This window comes from Pseudomonas sp. MWU16-30322 (genome assembly GCF_020515535.1).
GTDB lineage: Bacteria > Pseudomonadota > Gammaproteobacteria > Pseudomonadales > Pseudomonadaceae > Aquipseudomonas > Aquipseudomonas fluorescens_H.
On record NZ_JAIWYL010000017.1, the window covers coordinates 38,892 to 61,134 of the forward strand.

The window sequence follows — 22,243 nt, forward strand, 5'->3', positions numbered from 1 at the left end:
GTTCTCCTTGGGATCCGTGGCAGTCAGAAGCGGCTGACGCCGAAGCTGTTGGGTTGCAGCGTGCGGATGTCGGCTTCATGGCAAATATCCAGCAGGTATCCGAGCAGGGTGCGGGTATCGCGTGGGTCGATCAGGCCGTCGTCCCACAGGTTGGCGCTGCCGTAGAGCGCGGTGGACTGGCTGTCGAGTTTCTGCGCGGTGACCTGTTCGAGCATGTCGAGCATTTTCGGGTCCGGCACCAAGCCCTCTTTGAGCTGTTTGGCCTCGGTGACGATGCGCAGCACCTTGCCGGCCTGCGCGCCGCCCATCACCGCGGTGCGGCTGTTGGGCCAGGCAAAAATGAAGCGTGGATCGAGACCGCGCCCGCACATCGCATAGTTGCCGGCACCGTAGGAACCGCCGACGACAATCGTCAGTTTAGGCACTCGCGTATTGGCCACCGCTTGAATCAGTTTCGAGCCGTGTTTGATCACGCCTTGCTGCTCGGATTCGGTGCCGACCATGAACCCGGTGGTGTTATGGAAAAACAGCAGCGGCGTCTGGCTCTGGTCGCACAGCTGAATGAACTGCGCGGCCTTGCTCGCCCCGGCGGGGGTGATCGGGCCGTTGTTGCCGATCAAACCGCAGGCGCGACCGTGGATTTTCAGTTGGCCGCAAACGGTGTGTTGATCGAACTCGCCCTTGAATTCAAGGAACTCGGATTCATCAGCAATCCGCGCAATGATTTCGCGCACGTCGTAGGGCTTTTTCGGGTCGTCGGGGATCAGTCCGAGCAGTTCGTCGATCGGGTACAGCGGCGCCTTGTATTGCAGCTCGGGCAGCCACGGCAGTTGCTCGTTCCACGGCAACATGCGCAGGATCTCGCGCACCAGCCGCACGCCATCGGCATCGTTCTCGGCCAGGTACTCGGCGGTGCCGGCGACCTGCGCGTGCATCTCGGCGCCGCCCAGCTCTTCATCGGTGGCGACCTCGCCCGTCGCGGCTTTGAGCAGCGGCGGCCCGGCAAGAAACAGCTTGGCCTTGCCGCGTACCACCACCACGTAATCCGACAGCCCCGGTTGATACGCGCCACCCGCCGTGGCCGAACCGTGCACCACGGTAATTTGCGGCAGGCCCATGGCCGACATCCGCGCCTGATTGGCAAAGCTGCGCGCACCCTCGACGAAAATCTCCGCGGCATAGTTGAGGTTGGCCCCGCCGCTTTCGGCGAGGGTGATCACCGGCAGTTTGTTTTCCTGGGCGATCTGTTGCAGGCGCAGGGACTTTTTCAGGCCAGTCGGGGAAATGGTGCCGCCCTTGATCGCGCTGTTGTTGGCCACCACCATCACGCGTATGCCGGACACGTAACCGATGCCGGCAATCAGGCCACCGCCGGCGGCGCTGCCGTCCTTGTCGTCGTGCAGTTTGTAACCGGCCAGGCTCGCCAGTTCGAGGAACGGTGCGCCGGGGTCGAGCAGCAGATTCAGGCGTTCACGGGGCAGCAGTTGCCCGCGCTTGTCGAATTTGGCCTTGGCTTCGGCAGCCTTGTTCAGCAGGTTCTGTTCCAGTTGCTGGACGTGCTCGATGGCCGTGAGCATCGCCGTCTGATTGCGGGCGAAGGCCTCACTGTGCGGATCGAGTTGGGACTGGATCTGCGGCATGGCTTACTCCTTGTCCTTGAGCACGTCGGGCAGGTACGCCCGATGGAAACCGTTGAACGACTCGCTGTGGCTCGCCTTGGGCAACGGCCATGCGCGGCTGCCGAGACTGGCTGCGCCATCGATTTTCAAGGTGCTGCCGCTGATGAACGCCGCCGCCGGACTGAGCAGGAAAACGATCGCCGCACTGACTTCCGATTCGGTACCGATGCGCTTGAGCGGCACATGTTCGCGCAGGGTCGGGATCACTGCTTTGAACGCGCCTTCATAAGTGTCCATGCCGCTGGACGCGATCCAGCCCGGCGCCACTGCATTGACCCGCACCCCGGCGTAACCCCATTCGAACGCGGCGGTCTTGGTGAAGTTGTCCATCCCCGAACGTGCCGCGCCGGAATGGCCCATGCCGGGCATGCCGCCCCACATGTCGGCGAGCATGTTGACGATGTTGCCACCGTGCTTGCTCATCGACTGGTTGAACACTTCCCGGGCCATCAGGAAGCCGCCGACCAGATTGGTCCGCAGCACGGTTTCGAAGCCTTTCTGATTGATCGAGGCCAGTGGCGACGGGTACTGGCCGCCGGCATTGTTGACCAGACCGTGGATCGGCCCGTGTTCGGCGATCAACTCAGTGACCAGTTGTTTCACCGCTTCCTCATCACGGATGTCGCAGGCTTGCCAGTGCGCGCGGCCACCGTCTTCGGTGATTTCAGCGGCGACCTTTTGCAGTTTTTCCGGCTTGCGCCCGACCAGCAGCACATTGGCCCCGAGCGCCGCCAGTTCATGCGCGGTGCAGCGCCCGATGCCGCTGCCGCCACCGGTGACGATGATGTTCTGGCCGCTGAACAGATCGGCACGGAAAATTGACTCATAAGCCATGACGCGAATCCTCTAGTCGAGCTGTTCGGCGATGCTCTGCGGCACCGGGATCTGGATTTCCAGCAACTGCTGGGCGAAGGCCTTGCCCTGTGGATCGATACGCAAACTCGCGACACCGCCACCACCGAGGGCGTTTTCCAGCAGGAAATTCAGGCTGTGGGTGCCGGGCAGGTACCAGCGCTCGACCCGGCCATGAATCGGGTCGAGCACGTGGCTCATCCAGTCGACAATCACTGCCAGGGTCAGCGCTTCGGCGATCCACGGCAGGTATTCGGGGCGGCGCGGCAGGACGCCGATGTTGCTGTGGTTGCCCTTGTCACCGGAGCGCGCCACCGCCAGTTTCACCAACGGCACACTGGCGTCGGCACGGCCCTGGGGTTTCGGTGGCTGGTCGGGGGTGGGCAGATCGTGGCTGTCGAGTGGTGTTTGCGCGGGCAGGGCGCAGGGGTGCTGTTCACCGGCCATATCGACTTGCAGGGTGCAGGCGTTTTTATCGATCAGGAACGAAAACAGGCGAATCAACGGATATACCGTCGGCCGTCCGCCGACGATGCCGGTCAGCCCCGGAGCCATGCCGGTGGCAGCCTGGGCGATTTCCCGGGAGAACAGGATCAGCGCCGGTTTCAGTGGATGGCGCACCGCGAGTTTGATCACCACCTCGCGGCTGTCACGACGCTGGCCGTGCGGGCCGTAAGTGGCTTCGCTGCCGAGCAGTTCGATGTCGACTTCGCTGTACGCTGGCCAGCCGCGTTGGCTGAACATTTCCGAGGTCTTGTCGATGATCGCCTGGCTGACGCGCCGGGCCTTGTCCACCGCATCGATACCGGCGATCAGGCAACTGGCGGTGCAGCGGAAACCGTCCGGCCAGGTCGCGCTGACCTTGTATTTGTCGCTGGGTGGCAGGCCTTTGGCGCCGTGGACGTGCACGGCGTTTTTGCCTTGTTGCTGCAGTTTGACCTGAGTGAAATCGCAGACCACATCCGGCAACAGATACGCCTGCGGATCACCGATTTCATAGAGCATCTGCTCGCCAACGGTCAGCGGCGTCACCAGGCCGCCGGAGCCTTCGGGTTTGCTGACGGTGAACTGGCCGTCGGCGCTGACTTCAACGATGGGGAAACCGATGTGTTCGTAATCCGGCACGTCGCGCCAGTCGGTGAAGTTGCCGCCGGTACATTGCGCGCCGCACTCGATGATGTGCCCGGCCAGCGCGCCCTGGGCCAGTTTGTCGTAGTCGTGCCACGCCCAGCCGAATTCATGCACCAGCGCCGCACTGACCACCGCGCTGTCGACCACGCGCCCGGTGATGACGATGTCGGCGCCCAGGCGCAGGGCTTCGACGATGCCCGGTGCGCCGAGGTAGGCGTTGGTCGATACGCACATCGGCGGCAGCGGCGCGCCGTTGAACATTTCGTGGATGTCTTGGGCGGCAAGTTGCTTGAATTGCGGTTGCAGGTCGTCGCCGAGCAGCACGGCGATTTTCAGCTTGATCCCGGCCTTGTCGCAGGCGGCTTGCAGAGCGGCGGCACAGGCTTTTGGATTGATCCCGCCGGCATTGCTGATGACGCGGATTTTCTGTTCAGCCAGTTGCGGCAGCAGCGGCGCGAGCACTTCGACGAAGTCCCCGGCGAACCCGGCCTGCGGGTCCTTCATACGGGCGCCGGCCATGATCGACATGGTGATCTCGGCCAGGTAATCGAACACCAGATAATCCAGCTGTCCGCCGGCCACAAGTTGTGCGGCGGCGGTACTGGTGTCACCCCAGAATGCGCTAGCGCATCCGATCCGAACGGTGGTGGGCATTTTTATCTCCGACTCAGGAACCTGCGACAGAAGTGTCTGGAGGCTACCAAGCAAGCGCTTGGTTTGTAAACCACTGAAATATCTTCTGCCCAAGCGCTTGCTTGGTTGCGGCCCGCGGCTTAAATTGCGCGCAACCCTGCGTGTTCAGGGGGCAACAGACTGATCGACTGTAGGAGAGAACGGGTGGACGAGCAAAAAGCCCTGAGGGTCATGCGCGAACTGGTCGACCAGGGCCAGTTGACCGACCCTGACAGTGCCCGCGGCAAACTGCTGCAAGTGGCGGCTCACCTGTTCCGCAACAAGGGCTACGAGCGCACGACGGTGCGTGACCTGGCGGGGGCGGTGGGGATTCAGTCCGGGAGCATTTTTCATCACTTCAAAAGCAAGGATGAAATCCTCCGTGCGGTGATGGAGGAGACCATCCGCTACAACACCGCGCTGATGCGCGCCGCGCTGGCCGAAGCCACCCATGTGCGCGAGCGGGTGCTGGCGCTGATCCGCTGCGAATTGCAATCGATCATGGGCGGCAGCGGCGAAGCCATGGCGGTGCTGGTCTACGAATGGCGCTCGTTGTCCGAAGACGGTCAGGCCCGGGTGCTGGCCCTGCGCGATGTCTATGAGGACATCTGGCTGCAGGTGCTGGGGGAAGCCAAGGAGGCCGGTTTTATCCGTGGCGATGTATTCGTTACCCGACGTTTTCTCACCGGCGCGCTGTCCTGGACCACCACCTGGTTCCGTGCCGGCGGCAGCCTGAGCCTCGATCAGTTGGCCGATGAAGCGCTGATTCTGGTGCTCGAAGAGCGTTAACCCATTTTTCTATAAGGTCGGGAAACTGGCTAACTGGGCGAAACCGCCTAGCTTGAATGCATTGATCGGTATTTTTTCGGGGAGTGGGGTGTTTTGAAGTCTTCGCCAATTCGGACGGCCACGGGTCTGGTACTCGTCGCGCTGACGGCATTTTCAGGGTTGCCTGCGCAGGCGGCGCAACTGGTTCGAGTGGGCGCCGCGCACTTTCCCCCTTACACCATTCGCCCGGAAAGCGGCGCCGATACCGGGCTGCTGCCGGAATTGGTCGAAGCGCTCAACGCGTTGCAGACGGACTATCAGTTTGTCTTGGTACCGACCTCGATTCCCCGGCGTTTCGGCGATCTGAAGGAAGGTCGCACCGACATGGCCATCTTCGAAAACCCCGAGTGGGGCTGGAAGGACATTCCACATACCACGGTCGATATGGGTCTGGAAGATGCCGAGATTTTTGTCGCGCAACGCAAAGATGCTCGCCAGGAAAACTATTTTTCCGATCTCAAGGGCAAGCGCCTGGCGCTGTACAGCGGTTATCACTATGAGTTCGCCAACTTCAATGCCGATCCCAAATACCTTGCTGATACGTTCAACGCCACGCTGACCTATTCCCACGACAGCAACCTGTTGATGGTTCTGCGCGGGCGCGCCGACATTGCCTTGGTGACGCGCTCCTACCTGTTCGATTATCTGAAGCGCAATGAAAAGGTTAAAGATGAGCTGTTGGTGTCGCAGCGCATCGATCAGATTTATCACCACTACGCCATTTTGCGCCCGAGCGCACCGATCACCGGCGAGGCGTTCAGCAAGTTACTGCAGGGGCTGCGCAACAACGGCCAGATGCTGAAAATCTTCGAGCCGTACAAGATTGCCGTGGTGCCGGTGCCGCAGCCCTGAGCGTTTTTCACCCCGGCGGCTAAATTTCCTCCCCTGGCTCACGTCCCATCGTTGAACTGTCGACGATTATCGTGAGCCCGACCCATGTCCAATCTGAATGACCTGACTGCCCTGGCCTTGCCTTCGGGCAGCCAATTGGTAGCCGATGCAACTGAAAGCCGTCTGAGCCTGAGCCTGGACGGGCAACCGCTGATTCGCCTGCGTATGGATCGTGGCGGCAACGGCCCGATTCAGCTCGATGAGCGTTTTGCCCTGCCGCCCGGCCTGGCGTTGTGGGCGGCCTGTTACTGGTTGTTCGCCCGTGAGCCGGAGCGCCAGCAATTGCTCTGGCAGCTGGATCAGCCACCCACCGAAGCCTTGCTCAGCGGTTTGCTGGTGAGTACCGAGGTGGCCGGTGAGTATCGCTGCGAACGCACACTGTTCTGGCAACTGCCGCAGCCATGGCTCGGCACCTCTTTGAGCGGCAGCTACCCGCAGCAAATGGTGATCAGCCAGGGCAAGCGCCACCCGCTGCGCCCGGTGAAGCCGCGCGGTGAAGTCTATCGGCGCTTCGATGCGCGTCTCGGTGCGTGGATTTCCCTGCGCACGGTGGAAATCGAGCAGGATCTGGCGCGCTTCAACCGTTGGCAGAACAGTCCGCGGGTCGCCAGTTTCTGGCAGGAGGAGGGCAGTCTTGAGCAGCATCGCGAATACCTGAGCAAGCTCGACGCCGATCCGCACACCCTGACGCTGATCGGTTGTTTCGACGATCAGCCGTTTGCCTATTTCGAAGCCTACTGGGCCAAGGAAGATCGTATTGCGCCGTTCTACGACGCCGACAATTACGACCGTGGCATTCACATGCTGGTGGGGGAGGAGAATCACCGTGGCCCGCACAAAGTCGCGAGTTGGTTGTCGGCGCTGGTGCACTACCTGTTTCTGGATGATCCGCGCACTCAGCGCGTGGTTGCCGAACCGCGTGCCGACAACGCGAAGATGATCGGCCACATGCACAACCAGTGCTTCCACTGCGAGAAGGAATTCGACTTTCCGCACAAGCGTGCGGCATTGATGATTCTGGGGCGTGAGCGGTTTTTCGATCGGTGCAAGCTGGCCTGAGGTGACAAGGCCTGGGTTCTATTGCGGTCTCAAGTCTGCCTTCGCGAGCAAGCCCGCTCCCACATCGACCTGTGTACGCCGGTCAAATGTGGGAGCGGGCTTGCTCGCGAATGGCTTGACGCCGAATTCAGGGCTTAGCGACGACCCATCGAAGCCGCATCCCCACGACTGCCCGACACCTTGCGGCAGTGCACCAGCGCATCACGAATCATGAAGTTGACCAGGGTCGGCGAGACGCCGAGTTCCTTGGCGATGTCCTTTTGCGGCACCCCGTGCAGGCGGTACATCTCGAAGGCGTAGCGGGTACGGCTGGGCAGTTCGGTCAGCGCGTCGGCGATGTGTTCCAGTGTCGAGAAATTGATGTGCGAGGTTTCTGGCGAAGCGCCTTGAATGACCACGTTCAACCCTTCCTCTTCCGGGCCTGCGTATTTCTGCTCCAGCGCCTGTTTGCGGTAGTGATCGATGGCCAGATTGCGCACGATCTGGAACAGGTAACTCAATTGAGCCTTGATTGACGACGTGATCGGTGGAGCCGACTGCAGTCGGAAGAACGCATCCTGAACCACGTCTTCGGCGCGCGAACGGCAGCCGGTAATGCGGGCTGCAATCTTCACCAGAATCAGTCGATTGTCGACGAAGGCCTGAAGTAGCGGTGAATCGCACCTGCTTGTGGATACTTGTTCCGTCATGGAAATCACCTTGCTGCCAATAGGTTAGTGGGACGCCTGGGGGACGGGGCCGTCCTACACATCGAGCGACAAATTATGTTGAATGATAATGATTGTCAATTGAGAAAGAGAACTAATGCTCCGTAAAGGTGCGAATCGAGAACTGCGACACACCGCCACACCTCGGCCCCCGTTGGCGATCCTGCGCGCCGACTAATTATTTCCCCAGGTCATCCGTTCTCATTGGTGAATGGCTTCGGGCGCACAGCCCCGGCCAGACAGCATTCCCAAGCCTCGCGCGGTCGGCACAGACCGCGCCCTGCACGCCCTCGACCGGCGTGACGCAGCCACCCGATTCCACTTAACAAGCCGAATTCAGGCAGGAAACCTCATGACCGACGCGTTCGAACTCCCCAGCACTCTGGTCCAAGCCCTCCAGCGCCGTGCGGCACAGACGCCGGATCGCCTGGCCCTGCGCTTTCTCGCCGAAACCGAGGAGCAGGGCGTGGTGCTCAGTTACCGCGAACTCGATCAGCGCGCGCGGACCATTGCTGCCGCGTTGCAGGCCCAGGCTGAATTCGGTGATCGCGCGGTGCTGCTGTTTCCCAGCGGCGCGGATTACGTCGCGGCGTTTTTCGGTTGCCTGTACGCCGGGGTGATTGCGGTGCCGGCCTATCCGCCGGAGTCCGCCCGCCGTCATCATCAGGAACGCCTGCTGTCGATCATCGCGGACGCCGAACCGCGCCTGCTGTTGACCAGCGCCGACCTGCGCGATGCCTTGCAGCAAATCGAAGGTGCGCCACCGCTGCTGTGCGTCGATACGCTCGACAGCGCGCAGGCTGAACGCTGGGTTGAGCCGGCTCTGCCGCAAGATCACATTGCCTTCCTGCAATACACCTCCGGCTCCACCGCGTTGCCCAAAGGTGTGCAGGTCAGTCACGGCAATCTGGTGGCCAACGAGCTGCTGATTCGTCACGGTTTCGGCATCGATGTGAACCCCGATGACGTGATCGTCAGTTGGCTGCCGCTGTACCACGACATGGGCCTGATCGGCGGCCTGCTGCAACCGATTTTCAGCGGCGTGCCGTGCATCTTGATGTCACCTGCGTACTTCCTTGGCCGCCCGTTGCGCTGGCTCGAAGCGATCAGCCAATACGGCGGCACCATCAGTGGCGGACCGGATTTCGCCTATCGTTTGTGCAGCGAGCGGGTCAGCGAATCGGCGCTGGAACGCCTTGATCTAAGCCGCTGGCGCGTGGCCTATTCCGGCTCCGAACCGATCCGCCTAGACACACTTGAACGCTTTGCCGAGAAGTTCACCCCGTGCGGTTTCAGTGAAGACAGCTTCATGGCCTCCTACGGTCTAGCCGAGGCGACCCTGTTCGTCGCCGGCACCCCCCGTGGCGCTGGTATTCCTGCGCTGCGCGTCGATGATCAGGCGCTGACGCAAAATCGCGCCGAGCCGGGCGACGGCAGCCCGATCATGAGTTGCGGCATCAGCCAGCCTGAGCATGCGGTGCTGATCGTCGATCCGGTAACGCTAAACGAACTGGCTGACAACCTCGTCGGTGAAGTCTGGGCCGCCGGCCCGAGTATCGCTCACGGCTACTGGCGCAATCCCGAGGCCAGTGCCAAGACTTTCGTCCAACACGCCGGCCGCACCTGGCTGCGCACGGGTGACCTGGGCTTCAGCCGCGACGGTGAACTGTTCATCACCGGTCGCCTGAAAGACATGCTCATCGTGCGCGGCCACAACCTGTATCCGCAGGACATCGAGAAAACTGTCGAGAACGAAGTGGAAGTGGTGCGCAAGGGCCGGGTCGCGGCATTCGCGGTCACTCAGGATGGTGAAGAAGGCATCGGCATCGCCGCGGAAATCAGCCGCAGCGTGCAAAAAATCCTGCCGCCGGAAGCGCTGATCAAAGCCATTCGCCAAGCGGTGGCCGAGGCCTGTCAACAAGCGCCGAGCGTGGTGGTGCTGCTCAATCCGGGCGCGCTGCCGAAGACGTCCAGCGGCAAGCTGCAACGCTCGGCGTGCCGCAATCGTCTGGCCGATGGCAGCCTCGACAGCTACGCGGTGTTCCCGTCCGCCGAGGTGCAAAGTAACGAGTCGACCCTGGCAGCCTCCGAGCTGGAAGCCTTGATCGGCAAGATCTGGGCCGAACAACTCAACGTCAGACAGGTCGGTGCCGACGACCACTTCTTCCTGCTCGGCGGCAACTCGATTGCCGCCACGCAAGTGATCGCCCGAGTGCGTGAAGAACTGGCGCTGGAGCTGAATCTGCGCCTGTTGTTCGAAGCCCCGACCCTGTCCGCATTCGCCGCTGCCGTGGCGCAGCAGCAACAGGACGGCGGCAGCGCCCAAGGCGCAATAACCACCTTGTCGCGCAGCGAAGCACTGCCGCAATCGCTGGCGCAAAACCGGCTGTGGATCACCTGGCAACTCGACCCGCAAAGCAGCGCCTACAACATTCCCGGCGCCCTGCGTCTGCGCGGCGAGCTGGACGAAGACGCGTTGCGTGCGAGCTTCCAGCAACTGATCGAGCGCCACGAATCGCTGCGCACACGCTTCTTCGAACGCGACGGTGTGGCGCTGCAACAAGTCGACGCCGCGCCGGAATTCAACCTGCAACTGATCGACATCAGCGACCTGCCGGCGCACGAACGTGAAGCCCGCGCGCAACAGATCCGCGAGGACGAAGCGCGCACCCAGTTCGACCTGGAAAAAGGCCCGCTGCTGTGGGTGACGCTGGTGCGTCTCGACGACGAAGATCACCAGTTGCTGGTGACGCTGCACCACATCATCGCCGACGGCTGGTCGCTGAACGTACTGATCGACGAGTTCTCGCGCCTGTACGCTGCCGCCTCTCAAGGCCAGCGCGCCGAACTCGCGCCGCTGCCGACTCAATACGCCGACTACGGCAGGTGGCAGCGCCAATGGCTGGCGCAAGGCGAGGGCGAGCGGCAACTGGCGTACTGGAAAGCCCAACTGGGCGACGAGCATCCGGTACTGGAACTGGCCACCGATCATCCGCGTTCGGCCAGACAATTGCACAGCGCTGCGCGCCACAGTGTGCGCCTCGGCGTCAGCCTCAGCGATGCGATCAAGCAGACCGCCCAGGCTCACCAGTCGACGCCGTTCATGCTGTTGCTCTCGGCCTTCCAGAGCCTGCTGCACCGTTACAGTGGTCAGCGCGAAATCCGCATCGGTATCCCCAACGCCAACCGTCCGCGCCTGGAAACCCAGGGCCTGATCGGCTTCTTCATCAACACTCAAGTGCTGCGGGCCGAGGTTGATTCACGGCTGTCATTTGTCGAGTTGCTGGCGCGGACCCGCGACGCTGCACTGGGCGCTCTGGCGAATCAGGATCTGCCGTTCGAACAACTGCTCGAGGCGTTCCCGCAGGCCCGCGAGCAGGGTCTGTTCCAAGTCATGTTCAACCATCAGCAGCGCGACTTGAGTGCGCTCAAGCGCCTGCCGGGCCTGCTCGCCGAAGAGTTGCCGTGGCACAGCCGCGAAGCCAAGTTCGACCTGCAACTGCACAGCGAAGAAGATCGCAACGGGCGCCTGACCCTGTCCTTCGACTACGCCGATGAGCTGTTCGACGCAGCGACCATCGCGCGTCTGGCCGAGCACTTCAGCAACCTGCTGCGCGCCGTTTGCGAACAGCCGCAACAGGCGATCGGCGACCTGCCATTGCTCACTCCGTGCGAGCACGAACAGCAGCAGGCATGGAGCATCGCCCCGTGCACCCCGGCGCAACAATGGCTGCCGGAACTGCTCAACGAACAGGCGCGGCAGACCCCGGAACGCACCGCGCTGGTGTGGGACGGCGGCAGTCTCGACTTCGCCGAATTGCACGCCCAGGCCAACCGCCTCGCGCATTATCTGCGCGACAAAGGTGTCGGCCCGGATGTGTGCGTGGCGATTGCTGCCGAGCGTTCGCCGCAACTGCTGATCGGTCTGCTGGCGATCATCAAGGCTGGTGGCGCGTATGTGCCGCTGGACCCGGATTACCCCGCCGAGCGCCTGGCTTACATGCTCAGCGACAGCGGTGTCGAGCTGCTGCTGACTCAGACCGCATTGCTCGACCGTCTGCCGGCCAGCGACGGCGTCAGCGTGATCGCCATGGACGCGCTGCATCTGGAGAGCTGGCCGAGCCAGGCGCCGGGTCTGCACCTGCATGGCGACAACCTCGCCTACGTGATTTACACCTCCGGCTCCACCGGCCAACCGAAAGGCGTCGGCAACACCCACGCCGCGTTGGCCGAACGTCTGCAATGGATGCAGCATAGCTACCGCCTGAACGACAGCGACGTGCTGATGCAAAAGGCACCGATCAGTTTCGACGTGTCGGTGTGGGAGTGCTTCTGGCCGCTGATCACTGGCGCACGTCTGCTGATCGCCGGCCCCGGTGAACACCGCGATCCGCATCGCATCGCCCAGTTGGTTCAGGAATACGGTGTGACCACGCTGCACTTTGTGCCGCCGCTGCTCGCGCTGTTCATCGACGAACCGCTGAGCGCCGAATGCACCAGCCTGCGCCGGTTATTCTCCGGCGGTGAGGCGCTGCCGGCGGAACTGCGCAACCGCGTGCTGGCGCAACTGCCGGCGGTGCAACTGCACAACCGTTACGGCCCGACCGAAACCGCAATCAACGTCACCCATTGGCACTGCACCACGGCCGATGGCGAGCGTTCGCCAATTGGCCGGCCGCTGGGCAACGTGATCTGCCGCGTGCTCGACGCCGATCTCAATCCCGTGCCGGCCGGTGTGCCGGGCGAACTGTGCATCAGCGGCATCGGTCTGGCCCGGGGTTACCTCGGTCGCCCGGCGCTGACTGCGGAGCGTTTCGTGGTCGACCCACTGGGCGAGCAGGGCGCACGTCTGTATCGCACCGGTGACCGTGCACGCTGGACCGCTGACGGCGTGATTGAATACCTCGGGCGTCTCGATCAGCAGGTCAAACTGCGTGGTTTCCGCGTTGAGCCGGAAGAAATCGAAGCGCGCCTGCTGGCCCAGGACGGCGTCGCTCAAGCCGTGGTACTGGTGCGGGAAACCGCCGCTGGCGCGCAATTGATCGGCTACTTCACTGCCATCGATGCCCGCGAAGATCAGGACGCGCAAATCGCTCGTCTGAAAACCGCACTGGCCGCCGAACTGCCGGAATACATGGTCCCGGCGCAACTGATGCGCCTGGACGCAATGCCCCTGAGCCCAAGCGGCAAGCTCGACCGCCGCGCCTTGCCCGAGCCGCAGTGGCAGGTGCGTGAACACGTCGAACCGGTCACCGAGCTGGAACAACAGATCGCCGCGATCTGGCGCGAAGTGCTGGGTTTGCCGCGGATCGGCCTGCGCGACGACTTCTTCGCCCTCGGCGGGCACTCATTGCTGGCCACACAAATCATCTCGCGCAGCCGTCAGGCCTGTGACGTCGAGTTGCCGTTACGCGCCTTGTTCGAGCACAGCGAACTCGGGGACTTCGCCGAGCAGATCCGCCTGATCCAGGCCAGCGGCCAGACCAACAAGCAGCCGCCGATTGCCAAAGTCGATCGCAGCCAAGCGGTGCCGCTGTCGTACTCGCAACAACGCATGTGGTTCCTCTGGCAGATGGAGCCGGACAGCCCGGCGTACAACGTCGGCGGCATGGCGCGCCTGCGCGGCGTGTTGCACGTCGAGCATTTCGAGGCGGCCTTGCAGGCGCTGATCCTGCGCCACGAAACCCTGCGCACCACGTTCCCGAGCGTCGATGGCGTGGCCCGTCAGCAAGTGCATGCCGAGACCGGCGTGCGCATGGGTTGGAAAGATTTCTCGAAACTGCCGGCGGACCAGCGCGAGCAACAGGTCCAGCAACTGGCCGACGAAGAAGCGCATCTGCCGTTCGATCTGGAAAGCGGCCCACTGCTGCGCGCCTGTCTGGTGAAGACCGCCGAGCAGGAGCATTACTTCGTGCTGACCCTGCATCACATCGTCACCGAAGGCTGGGCGATGGATATTTTTGCCCGCGAACTCAGCGCGTTGTACGAAGCCTTTGTCGATGACCGCGACTCGCCGCTCGAAGCGTTGCCGGTGCAGTACCTCGACTACAGCGTCTGGCAACGGCAGTGGCTGGAGTCCGGTGAACGTCAGCGTCAACTCGACTACTGGACCGCGCAACTCGGTCGCGAACATCCGCTGCTGGAACTGCCCGGCGACCGTCCGCGTCCGCCGGTGCAAAGCCACCAGGGCGAGTTGTTCCGTTTCGACCTGAGCGACGATCTTGCCGCCCGCGTCCGTGCGTTCAATGCGCAAAACGGTCTGACCCTGTTCATGACCATGACCGCCGCGCTCGCCACGTTACTCTACCGCTACAGTGGTCAGACCGACCTGCGCATCGGCGCGCCGGTGGCCAACCGTATCCGCCCGGAAAGCGAAGGGCTGATCGGTGCATTCCTCAACACTCAGGTGTTGCGTTGCCAGCTCGACGGGCAGATGTCGGTCGGCGAGTTGTTCGAGCAAGTGCGTCACACCGTGATTGAGGGCCAGTCGCATCAGGATCTGCCGTTCGATCATCTGGTCGAAGCGCTGCAACCACCCCGCAGCGCGGCGTACAACCCGCTGTTCCAGGTGATGTGTAACGTGCAGCGCTGGGAGTTCCAGCAGAGCCGCATGCTCGCCGGGATGACCGTCGAGTACCTGGCCAACGATGCGCGAGCGACCAAGTTCGACCTCAACCTGGAAGTCACCGACCTCGACCATCGCCTCGGTTGCTGCCTGACGTACAGCACCGATCTGTTCGATGAACCGACCATCGCACGCATGGCCAAGCATTGGCGCAACCTGCTGGAAGCGTTGATCGCCGATCCGCAACAGCGTCTGAGCCAATTACCGCTGCTCGATGCCCCAGAGCAACAACTACTGCTCGACAGCCTCGGCGTCGAACCGGGCAAGCATCGTCTCGATCAGTGCATTCATCACCTGTTCGCCGAGCAGGCGCTGATGCGCAAAGACGCCCCGGCCCTGACCTTCGCCGGCCAGACCCTGAGCTACGCCGAACTTGATGCCCGCGCCAATCGTCTGGCCTGGGCCCTGCGTGAGCGTGGGGTCGGCCCGCAAGTGCGGGTCGGTCTGGCGCTGGAGCGTTCGCTGGACATGGTCGTCGGCCTGCTGGCGATCCTCAAGGCGGGCGGCGCTTACGTGCCGCTGGACCCGGAATACCCGCTCGACCGTCTGCACTACATGATCGAAGACAGCCGCATCGGTCTGCTGCTCAGCGATCGGGCGATGTTCAATGCGCTTGGCGCTCTGCCGTCGAACGTGGCGCGCTGGTGCCTGGAAGACGACAGCGCGGCGCTGGTGGATTACCCGGTCAGCGAGTTGCCCTTTATCAGCCTGCCGCAGCATCAGGCGTACCTGATCTACACCTCGGGTTCGACCGGCAAACCGAAAGGCGTGGTGGTGTCCCACGGTGAAATCGCCATGCATTGCCAGGCCGTGATCGAACGTTTCGGCATGCGCCCGGACGACTGCGAGCTGCACTTCTATTCGATCAACTTCGACGCCGCCACCGAGCGTCTGCTGGTGCCGTTGCTCAGCGGCGCGCAAGTGGTGCTGCGAGCGCAAGGGCAGTGGGATGCGGAAGAAATCTGCGGGTTGATCCGCACCCATCGGATCAACGTGCTCGGCTTCACCCCGAGCTACGGCAGCCAGCTGGCGCAGTTCCTCGCCACGCAGAATGAAACTCTGCCGGTGCGGATGATCATCACCGGCGGCGAAGCGCTGACTGGCGAGCACCTGCAACGGATTCGTGCTGCGTTCAAACCGAGTCTGTTCTTCAACGCCTATGGCCCGACTGAAACCGTGGTCATGCCACTGGCCGGTCTCGCCCCGGAAGTGCTGGAAGAGGGCGCCGGCAGCGTGCCGATCGGCAGCGTGATCGGTGACCGGGTGGCGTACATTCTCGACGCCGATCTGGCGTTGGTGCCACAAGGCGCGACCGGTGAATTGTTCGTCGGCGGCGCCGGTCTGGCGCAGGGGTATCACGACCGTCCGGGCATCAGCGCCGAGCGTTTCGTGGCGGACCCGTTCGCCGCCGATGGCGGACGCATGTACCGCACCGGCGATCTGGTGCGCCAGCGTGCCGATGGTCTGGTGGAATACCTGGGCCGGATCGACCATCAGGTGAAAATCCGTGGTTTCCGCATCGAACTGGGCGAGATCGAAACCCGTCTGCTCGATCACCACTCGGTCCGCGAAGCGGTGGTGCTGGCGCTGGATGCGCCGAGCGGCAAGCAACTGGTGGGCTACTTGGTCAGCGAAGTCGCCGAGCAGGGCGAAGCGCAACAAGCCGAGTTGCGTGAAGCACTGAAGTCGCACCTCAAGGCACAACTCCCGGATTACATGGTGCCGACACACCTGATCCTGCTGGCGAGCATGCCGCTGACCGCCAACGGCAAACTCGACCGCCGCGCCTTGCCGGCACCGGATCCCGAGCTGAACCGTCAGCACTACGTCGCCCCGAGCAATGAGCTGGAGCAGACCCTGGCGCAGATCTGGTGCGAGGTGCTCAACGTCGAGCAGGTCGGTCTCAACGACAACTTCTTCGAACTCGGTGGTGACTCGATCCTGTCGATTCAAGTGGTCAGCCGTGCGCGGCAGCAAGGCATTCATTTCAGCCCGCGGGATCTGTTCCAGCATCAAACGGTGCAGACCCTCGCCGCTGTCGCCAGCCGCAGCGAGCAAGTCACTGCCGAGCAGGGACTGGTGGTCGGTGAGTCGGCCATGACGCCGATCCAGCACTGGTTCTTCGATACTGATATTCCTGAGCGTCAGCACTGGAACCAGGCGCTGCTGCTGGAGCCGAGCGTGGCGCTGGAACCGCATCGTCTGGAGCAAGCGCTATTGGCAGTGATCGAGCAGCACGATGCTTTGCGTCTGCGTTTCACCCAGGTCAACGAACAATGGCAGGCCACGCATCAACCAGTGTCCGACGCCGAGGTGTTGTGGCAGGTGCGGGTGGCGGCGATGGACCAGTGCGCAGCACTGTTCGCCGATGCCCAGCGCAGTCTCGATCTGCAAAACGGCCCGCTGCTGCGCGCCTTGCTGGTGGATGGTCCGCAGGGTCAGCAACGGCTGTTCATTGCGATCCATCACTTGGTGGTCGACGGTGTGTCTTGGCGCGTATTGCTCGACGATCTGCAAACCGTGTACCGCCAGCTCGATGCCGAGCAGTCGGTAAAACTGCCGGCGAAAACCAGTGCCTTCAAGGACTGGGCGGCACGTTTGCAGGCCTATGCCGGCAGCGAATCGCTGCGCGAGGAACTGAACTGGTGGCAGACCCAACTGGCCGGATCGAGCGCCGAGCTGCCGTGCGAAAACCCGCAGGGCGGACAGCAGAATCGTCACGCGCAAACCGTCAGCGTGCGCCTCGATGCCGAGCGCACCCAACAACTGCTGCAACAGGCGCCGCGCGCCTACCGCACGCAGGTCAACGATCTGCTGCTGACCGCGCTTGCCCGTGTGCTGTGCCGCTGGAGCGGGCAGCCGTCGGCATTGATTCAACTGGAAGGCCACGGCCGCGAAACCCTGTTCGACGAGATCGACCTGACTCGCACCGTCGGCTGGTTCACCAGCGCCTATCCATTACGCCTGACCCCGCACAACATCGAAGAGGCGGCCGGGCAGGGCGCTTCGATCAAGGCGATCAAGGAGCAACTGCGCGCGGTGCCGCACAAAGGCCTCGGTTATGGCGTGCTGCGCTATCTGGCCGATGACCTCAGCCAGCGCAGCATGGCGGCGTTGCCGAATGCTCCGGTGACCTTCAACTACCTCGGCCAGTTCGACCAGAGTTTCGCCAGCGATGCGCTGTTCCGTCCGTTGGACGAGCCGGTCGGTGCGGCCCACGATCCGCAAGCGCCGTTGCCCAACGAGTTGAGCATCGACAGTCAGGTGTACGGCGGCGAACTGCTGCTGCGCTGGACTTTCAGCGGCGAGCGTTACGAGGCGCAAACCATCAACGATCTGGCCGACGCCTACCTCGGCGAGCTGCAAAGCCTGATCGAACATTGCCTGCAAGACCAGGCCGGTGGCCTGACGCCGTCAGACTTCCCGCTGGCGAAACTAACCCAGGCGCAACTCGATGCACTGCCGGTGCCGGCGGCGCAGATCGAAGACGTCTACCCGCTGACGCCGATGCAGGAAGGCATGCTGCTGCACACCTTGCTCGAACCGGGCACCGGCCTGTACTACATGCAGGATCGCTACCGCATCAACAGCGAACTCGATCCCGAGCGTTTCGCTCAGGCCTGGCAAGCCGTGGTCGCCCGTCATGAAGCGCTGCGTGCGTCGTTCTGCTGGAACGTCGGCGAAGACATGCTGCAAGTGATCCACAGCCCGGGTCGCACACCGGTCGAGTATCTGGACTGGAGCGCCATCAGCGATGCCGAGCAAGAACCGAAGCTGCAGGCACTGCTGAAAAGCGAGCGCGAGGCCGGGTTCGATCTGCTCAATCAGGCACCGTTCCACCTGCGCCTGATCAAGGTCGGCGCGGCGCGTTACTGGTTCATGATGAGCAACCACCACATCCTCATCGATGCCTGGTGCCGCTCGCTGCTGATGAACGATTTCTTCGAGATCTACACCGCCCTCGGTGAAGGTCGCGAGGCACAGTTGTCGGTGCCGCCGCGTTACCGCGACTACATCGGCTGGCTGCAACGCCAGAGCCTGGCCGAGGCACGCCAGTGGTGGCAGCAGAACCTGCAAGGTTTCGAACGCACCACGCCGATCCCGAGCGACCGGCCGTTCCTGCGCGAACACGCCGGCGAAAGCGGCGGCATGATCGTCGGTGATCGCTATACCCGTCTCAACGTTGAAGATGGCGCCCGTCTGCGTGAGCTGGCCCAGGCCCATCAACTGACCATCAACACCTTCGCTCAGGCGGCATGGGCCTTGGTGCTGCGACGCCTGAGCGGTGATCGCGACGTGCTGTTCGGCGTGACCGTGGCCGGGCGTCCGGTGGAAATGCCGGAGATGCAACGCACCGTCGGCCTGTTCATCAACAGCATCGCGCTGCGGGTGCAGATCCCGGCGGACGATCAGCGCGCCAGTGTGCGCCAGTGGTTGAGCGGCCTGCTCGACAGCAACATGCAGCTGCGCGAGTACGAATACCTGCCGCTGGTGAACATTCAGGAGCAGAGTGAACTGCCGAAAGGCCAGCCGCTGTTCGACAGTCTGTTCGTGTTCGAAAACGCCCCGGTGGAAGTCTCGGTACTGGACCGCGCGCAGAGCCTCAATGCGACTTCGGACTCCGGTCGCACCCACACCAACTTCCCGCTGACGGCGGTGTGCTACCCGGGTGATGACCTCGGTCTGCATTTGTCGTATGACCAGCGCTATTTCGACGAGTCGACCATCGAGCGCATGCTCGGCGAGTTCAAGCGCCTGCTATTGGCGCTGGTCGAGGGTTTCCACGGCGACATGGCCGATCTGCCGCTGTTGGGCGCCGAGGAGCAGGACTTCCTGCTGCACGGCTGCAACCAGAGCGCCCACGACTATCCGCTGGAGCAGAGCTACGTGGCGCTGTTCGAAGCGCAGGTCGCGGCGCACCCGCAGCGCATCGCCGCCACTTGCCTCGATCAGCAACTGAGCTATGCCGCGCTCAACCACAACGCCAACCGTCTCGGCCATGCGCTGGTCGCGGCCGGGGTGCAGATGGATCAACCGGTGGCATTGCTGGCCGAGCGTAATCTCGATCTGCTGGGGATGATCATCGGCAGCTTCAAGGCCGGTGCCGGTTACCTGCCGCTGGACCCGGGCCTGCCGAGCCAGCGTTTGCAACGCATCATCGAGCTGAGCCGCACGCCGGTGCTGGTGTGCAGCGAAGCCTGCCGCGAACAGGCGCAGACCTTGCTCGATGAATTCAGCTGCGCCAACCGTCCACGGCTGTTGGTCTGGGAAGAGGTGCAGGCGTTGGCGACGGCGCTGCACAACCCGGGCATTTACAGTGGCCCGGATAACCTGGCGTACGTGATCTACACCTCGGGTTCGACCGGGTTGCCGAAGGGCGTGATGGTCGAGCAGCGCGGCATGCTCAACAACCAGTTGAGCAAGGTGCCGTACCTGAAACTGACGGACGCCGACGTGATCGCGCAGACCGCCTCGCAAAGCTTCGATATTTCGGTCTGGCAGTTCCTCGCCGCGCCGTTGTTCGGCGCGCGGGTGGACATTGTGCCGAACACCATCGCCCACGATCCGCAGGGCTTGCTGGTGCATGTGCAGGCGCAGGGCATCACCGTGCTCGAGAGTGTGCCGTCGCTGATTCAGGGCATGCTCGCCTCCGATCGCCTGAGCCTCGACGGCCTGCGCTGGATGCTGCCGACCGGTGAAGCGATGCCGCCGGAACTGGCGCACCAGTGGCTGCTGCGTTACCCGGACATCGGTCTGGTCAACGCTTACGGCCCGGCGGAATGCTCGGATGACGTGGCGTTCTTCCGCGTCGACCTGGCCTCGACTCGCGGCAGCTATTTGCCGATCGGTACGCCGACCGACAACAACGTGCTGTACCTGGTCGATGGCGCGCTGGAACTGGTGCCGTTGGGCGCGGTGGGTGAGTTGTGCGTGGCCGGGACGGGTGTCGGTCGCGGTTACGTCAGCGATCCGCTGCGCACCGCGCCGGTATTTGTGCCCAACCCCTTCGGCGCGCCGGGCGAGCGTCTGTATCGCACCGGTGACCTCGCGCGGCGGCGCAGTGACGGGGTGCTGGAGTACGTTGGCCGGGTTGACCATCAGGTGAAGATTCGCGGTTACCGGATCGAACTGGGGGAGATCGAGGCGCGCCTGCACGAACAGCCGGAAGTCCGCGATGCGGCGGTCGGCGTGCAGGAAGGCGTGAATGGCAAGCACTTGGTCGGCTATCTGGTCGCGGCGGATTCGGCGCTCAACCCGAGCGAACGTCTGGAGCGGATCAAGCAACGCCTGCGCAGCGAACTGCCGGAATACATGGTGCCGCTGCACTGGTTGTGGCTGGATCAGTTGCCGCACAACGCCAACGGCAAACTCGACCGCAAGGCCTTGCCGGCGCTGGAGATCGGCCAGTTGCAGAGCCAGGACTACCTGGCCCCGCGCAACGAACTGGAGCAGACCCTGGCCGACATCTGGGGCGAGGTGCTCAAGGTCGACAAGGTCGGCGTGCGCGACAACTTCTTCGAACTGGGCGGTCATTCGCTGCTGGCTACGCAGATCGCCTCGCGGGTGCAGAAAACCCTGCAACGCGATGTGCCGCTGCGGGCGATGTTCGAGTGCAGCACGGTGCAGGAACTGGCCGAGTACATCGAAGGCCTGGCGGCCAGTGACATGACTGAGGACAAGGTGGATCGCTTGAATGATCTGATGGCGGAGCTGGAGGGCTTGTAATTCCGGCGTCTTCACCGGCCCCTTCGCGAGTAGGCTCACTCCTACATTGGGTATTCGTTCCCTTGTAGGAGTGAGCCTGCTCGCGATTGGGGGCGGCACATTTTCAGACATTTACACGGTTGACGATCAACAACCGGCAGCTCAGTCTGCCGGTTCTCTTTTTTGTCGCGGGGGTGGTCGATGCCTTTCTTCACGGTTGACGGACAAGCGCTGCACTACATTGATCAAGGCACCGGGCCGGCCGTGTTGCTGGCCGGCAGTTATCTGTGGGACACGGCCATGTGGGCACCCCAGATCGCTGCGCTGTCGTCGCACTACCGGGTGATTGCCCTGGACCTGTGGGGCCACGGCGAATCCGGGCGTTTGCCGCCAGGCACCACGTCGCTGGATGACATTGCGCGGCAGGCTGAGGCCTTGCTCGATCATCTGCAGATTGAGCGGATCACTCTGGCGGGGCTATCGGTCGGCGGCATGTGGGGCGTGCGGCTGGCCTTGTCGGCCCCGCAGCGGATCAACGGGCTGGTGCTGATGGACACCTACGTCGGCGTCGAGCCTGAGCCTACCCGTCAATACTATTTCTCGCTGTTCAAGCAGATCGAGGAAAGCGGCGAGATTGCGCCACAGTTGCTCGACATCGTGGTGCCGATCTTCTTCCGTCCGGGCATCGATCCGCAGTCGCCGCTGTATCAGGACTTCCGCGCCAAACTGGCGGCCTACACCACGGATCGCCTGCGCGAAAGCATCGTTCCGATGGGCCGAATCACGTTCAGCCGTGATGACCTGTTGCCGCGTCTGGGCGAGCTGAACGCCGCGACCACCCTGGTGCTGTGCGGCGACCAGGACAAACCACGGCCACCGTCAGAGGCTCAGGAAATGGCCGAACTGATCGGTTGCCCGTGGGTGCTGGTGCCGGAGGCGGGGCATATCTCCAGTCTGGAGAATCCGCAGTTTGTGAGCGAGGTGTTGTTTACCTTTTTGGCTGAGCGCAACCGTTAAACCGTGTCATCGTTCTTTTCGCGAGCAAGCCCGCTCCCACAGTGACCGCGGTGATCCCTGTGGGAGCGGGCTTGCTC

General features: G+C 63.0%; 9 protein-coding genes. 5 read left to right on the forward strand and 4 right to left on the reverse strand.

Annotated elements, in window-relative coordinates; all coding sequences use genetic code 11:
• Positions 1–23: 23 nt before the first annotated feature.
• The 3 genes from atuC to LCH64_RS27320 are packed head-to-tail and all read right to left on the reverse strand — an operon-like array spanning position 24 to position 4,316.
• On the reverse strand, positions 24–1,640 hold the full coding sequence (atuC, locus tag LCH64_RS27310; protein ID WP_226501866.1) for an acyl-CoA carboxylase subunit beta: 1,617 nt from the start codon (positions 1,638–1,640) through the stop codon (positions 24–26).
• 3 nt (positions 1,641–1,643) lie between these two features.
• On the reverse strand, positions 1,644–2,513 hold the full coding sequence (locus LCH64_RS27315; protein ID WP_226501867.1) for an SDR family oxidoreductase: 870 nt from the start codon (positions 2,511–2,513) through the stop codon (positions 1,644–1,646).
• A gap of 12 nt (positions 2,514–2,525) precedes the next feature.
• Complete coding sequence (locus LCH64_RS27320) at positions 2,526–4,316, reverse strand: acyclic terpene utilization AtuA family protein (RefSeq protein ID WP_226501868.1); 1,791 nt, start codon at positions 4,314–4,316, stop codon at positions 2,526–2,528.
• Positions 4,317–4,499: 183 nt separating this feature from the next.
• Between LCH64_RS27320 and LCH64_RS27325 the strand changes: the two genes are divergently transcribed.
• The 3 genes from LCH64_RS27325 (at position 4,500) to LCH64_RS27335 (ending at position 7,112) form a co-directional block, all read left to right on the forward strand.
• Positions 4,500–5,123, forward strand: coding sequence for a TetR/AcrR family transcriptional regulator (locus LCH64_RS27325; protein ID WP_103521051.1), 624 nt, complete (start codon positions 4,500–4,502; stop codon positions 5,121–5,123).
• A gap of 93 nt (positions 5,124–5,216) precedes the next feature.
• On the forward strand, positions 5,217–6,014 hold the full coding sequence (locus LCH64_RS27330; protein ID WP_226501869.1) for a transporter substrate-binding domain-containing protein: 798 nt from the start codon (positions 5,217–5,219) through the stop codon (positions 6,012–6,014).
• Between the two features lie 84 nt (positions 6,015–6,098).
• Positions 6,099–7,112: a GNAT family N-acetyltransferase gene (locus LCH64_RS27335; RefSeq protein WP_226501870.1), complete on the forward strand. Its 1,014-nt coding sequence runs from the start codon at positions 6,099–6,101 to the stop codon at positions 7,110–7,112.
• Positions 7,113–7,246: 134 nt separating this feature from the next.
• Here LCH64_RS27335 and LCH64_RS27340 read toward each other — a convergent pair whose 3' ends face one another.
• Entirely contained in the window at positions 7,247–7,801 is a 555-nt protein-coding gene (locus LCH64_RS27340) for an RNA polymerase factor sigma-70 (RefSeq protein ID WP_003226680.1), read from the reverse strand.
• A 370-nt stretch (positions 7,802–8,171) separates the two neighbouring features.
• Here LCH64_RS27340 and LCH64_RS27345 point away from each other — a divergent pair, with 370 nt between their 5' ends.
• Positions 8,172–21,170, forward strand: coding sequence for a non-ribosomal peptide synthetase (locus tag LCH64_RS27345; RefSeq protein WP_226501871.1), 12,999 nt, complete (start codon positions 8,172–8,174; stop codon positions 21,168–21,170).
• 180 nt (positions 21,171–21,350) lie between these two features.
• Positions 21,351–22,166, forward strand: a complete 816-nt coding sequence (locus LCH64_RS27350; protein ID WP_226501872.1) for an alpha/beta fold hydrolase — start codon at positions 21,351–21,353, stop codon at positions 22,164–22,166.
• The last annotated feature ends 77 nt before the right edge of the window (positions 22,167–22,243 follow it).

What these genes read in the sequence shown, in the direction of transcription:
- atuC (WP_226501866.1), bottom strand. Translation starts at nt 1,640, where the DNA reads ATGCCGCAGATCCAGTCCCAACTCGATCCGCACAGTGAGGCCTTCGCC.
- LCH64_RS27315 (WP_226501867.1), bottom strand. Translation starts at nt 2,513, where the DNA reads ATGGCTTATGAGTCAATTTTCCGTGCCGATCTGTTCAGCGGCCAGAAC.
- LCH64_RS27320 (WP_226501868.1), bottom strand. Translation starts at nt 4,316, where the DNA reads ATGCCCACCACCGTTCGGATCGGATGCGCTAGCGCATTCTGGGGTGAC.
- LCH64_RS27335 (WP_226501870.1), top strand. Translation starts at nt 6,099, where the DNA reads ATGTCCAATCTGAATGACCTGACTGCCCTGGCCTTGCCTTCGGGCAGC.
- LCH64_RS27340 (WP_003226680.1), bottom strand. Translation starts at nt 7,801, where the DNA reads ATGACGGAACAAGTATCCACAAGCAGGTGCGATTCACCGCTACTTCAG.
- LCH64_RS27345 (WP_226501871.1), top strand. Translation starts at nt 8,172, where the DNA reads ATGACCGACGCGTTCGAACTCCCCAGCACTCTGGTCCAAGCCCTCCAG.
- LCH64_RS27350 (WP_226501872.1), top strand. Translation starts at nt 21,351, where the DNA reads ATGCCTTTCTTCACGGTTGACGGACAAGCGCTGCACTACATTGATCAA.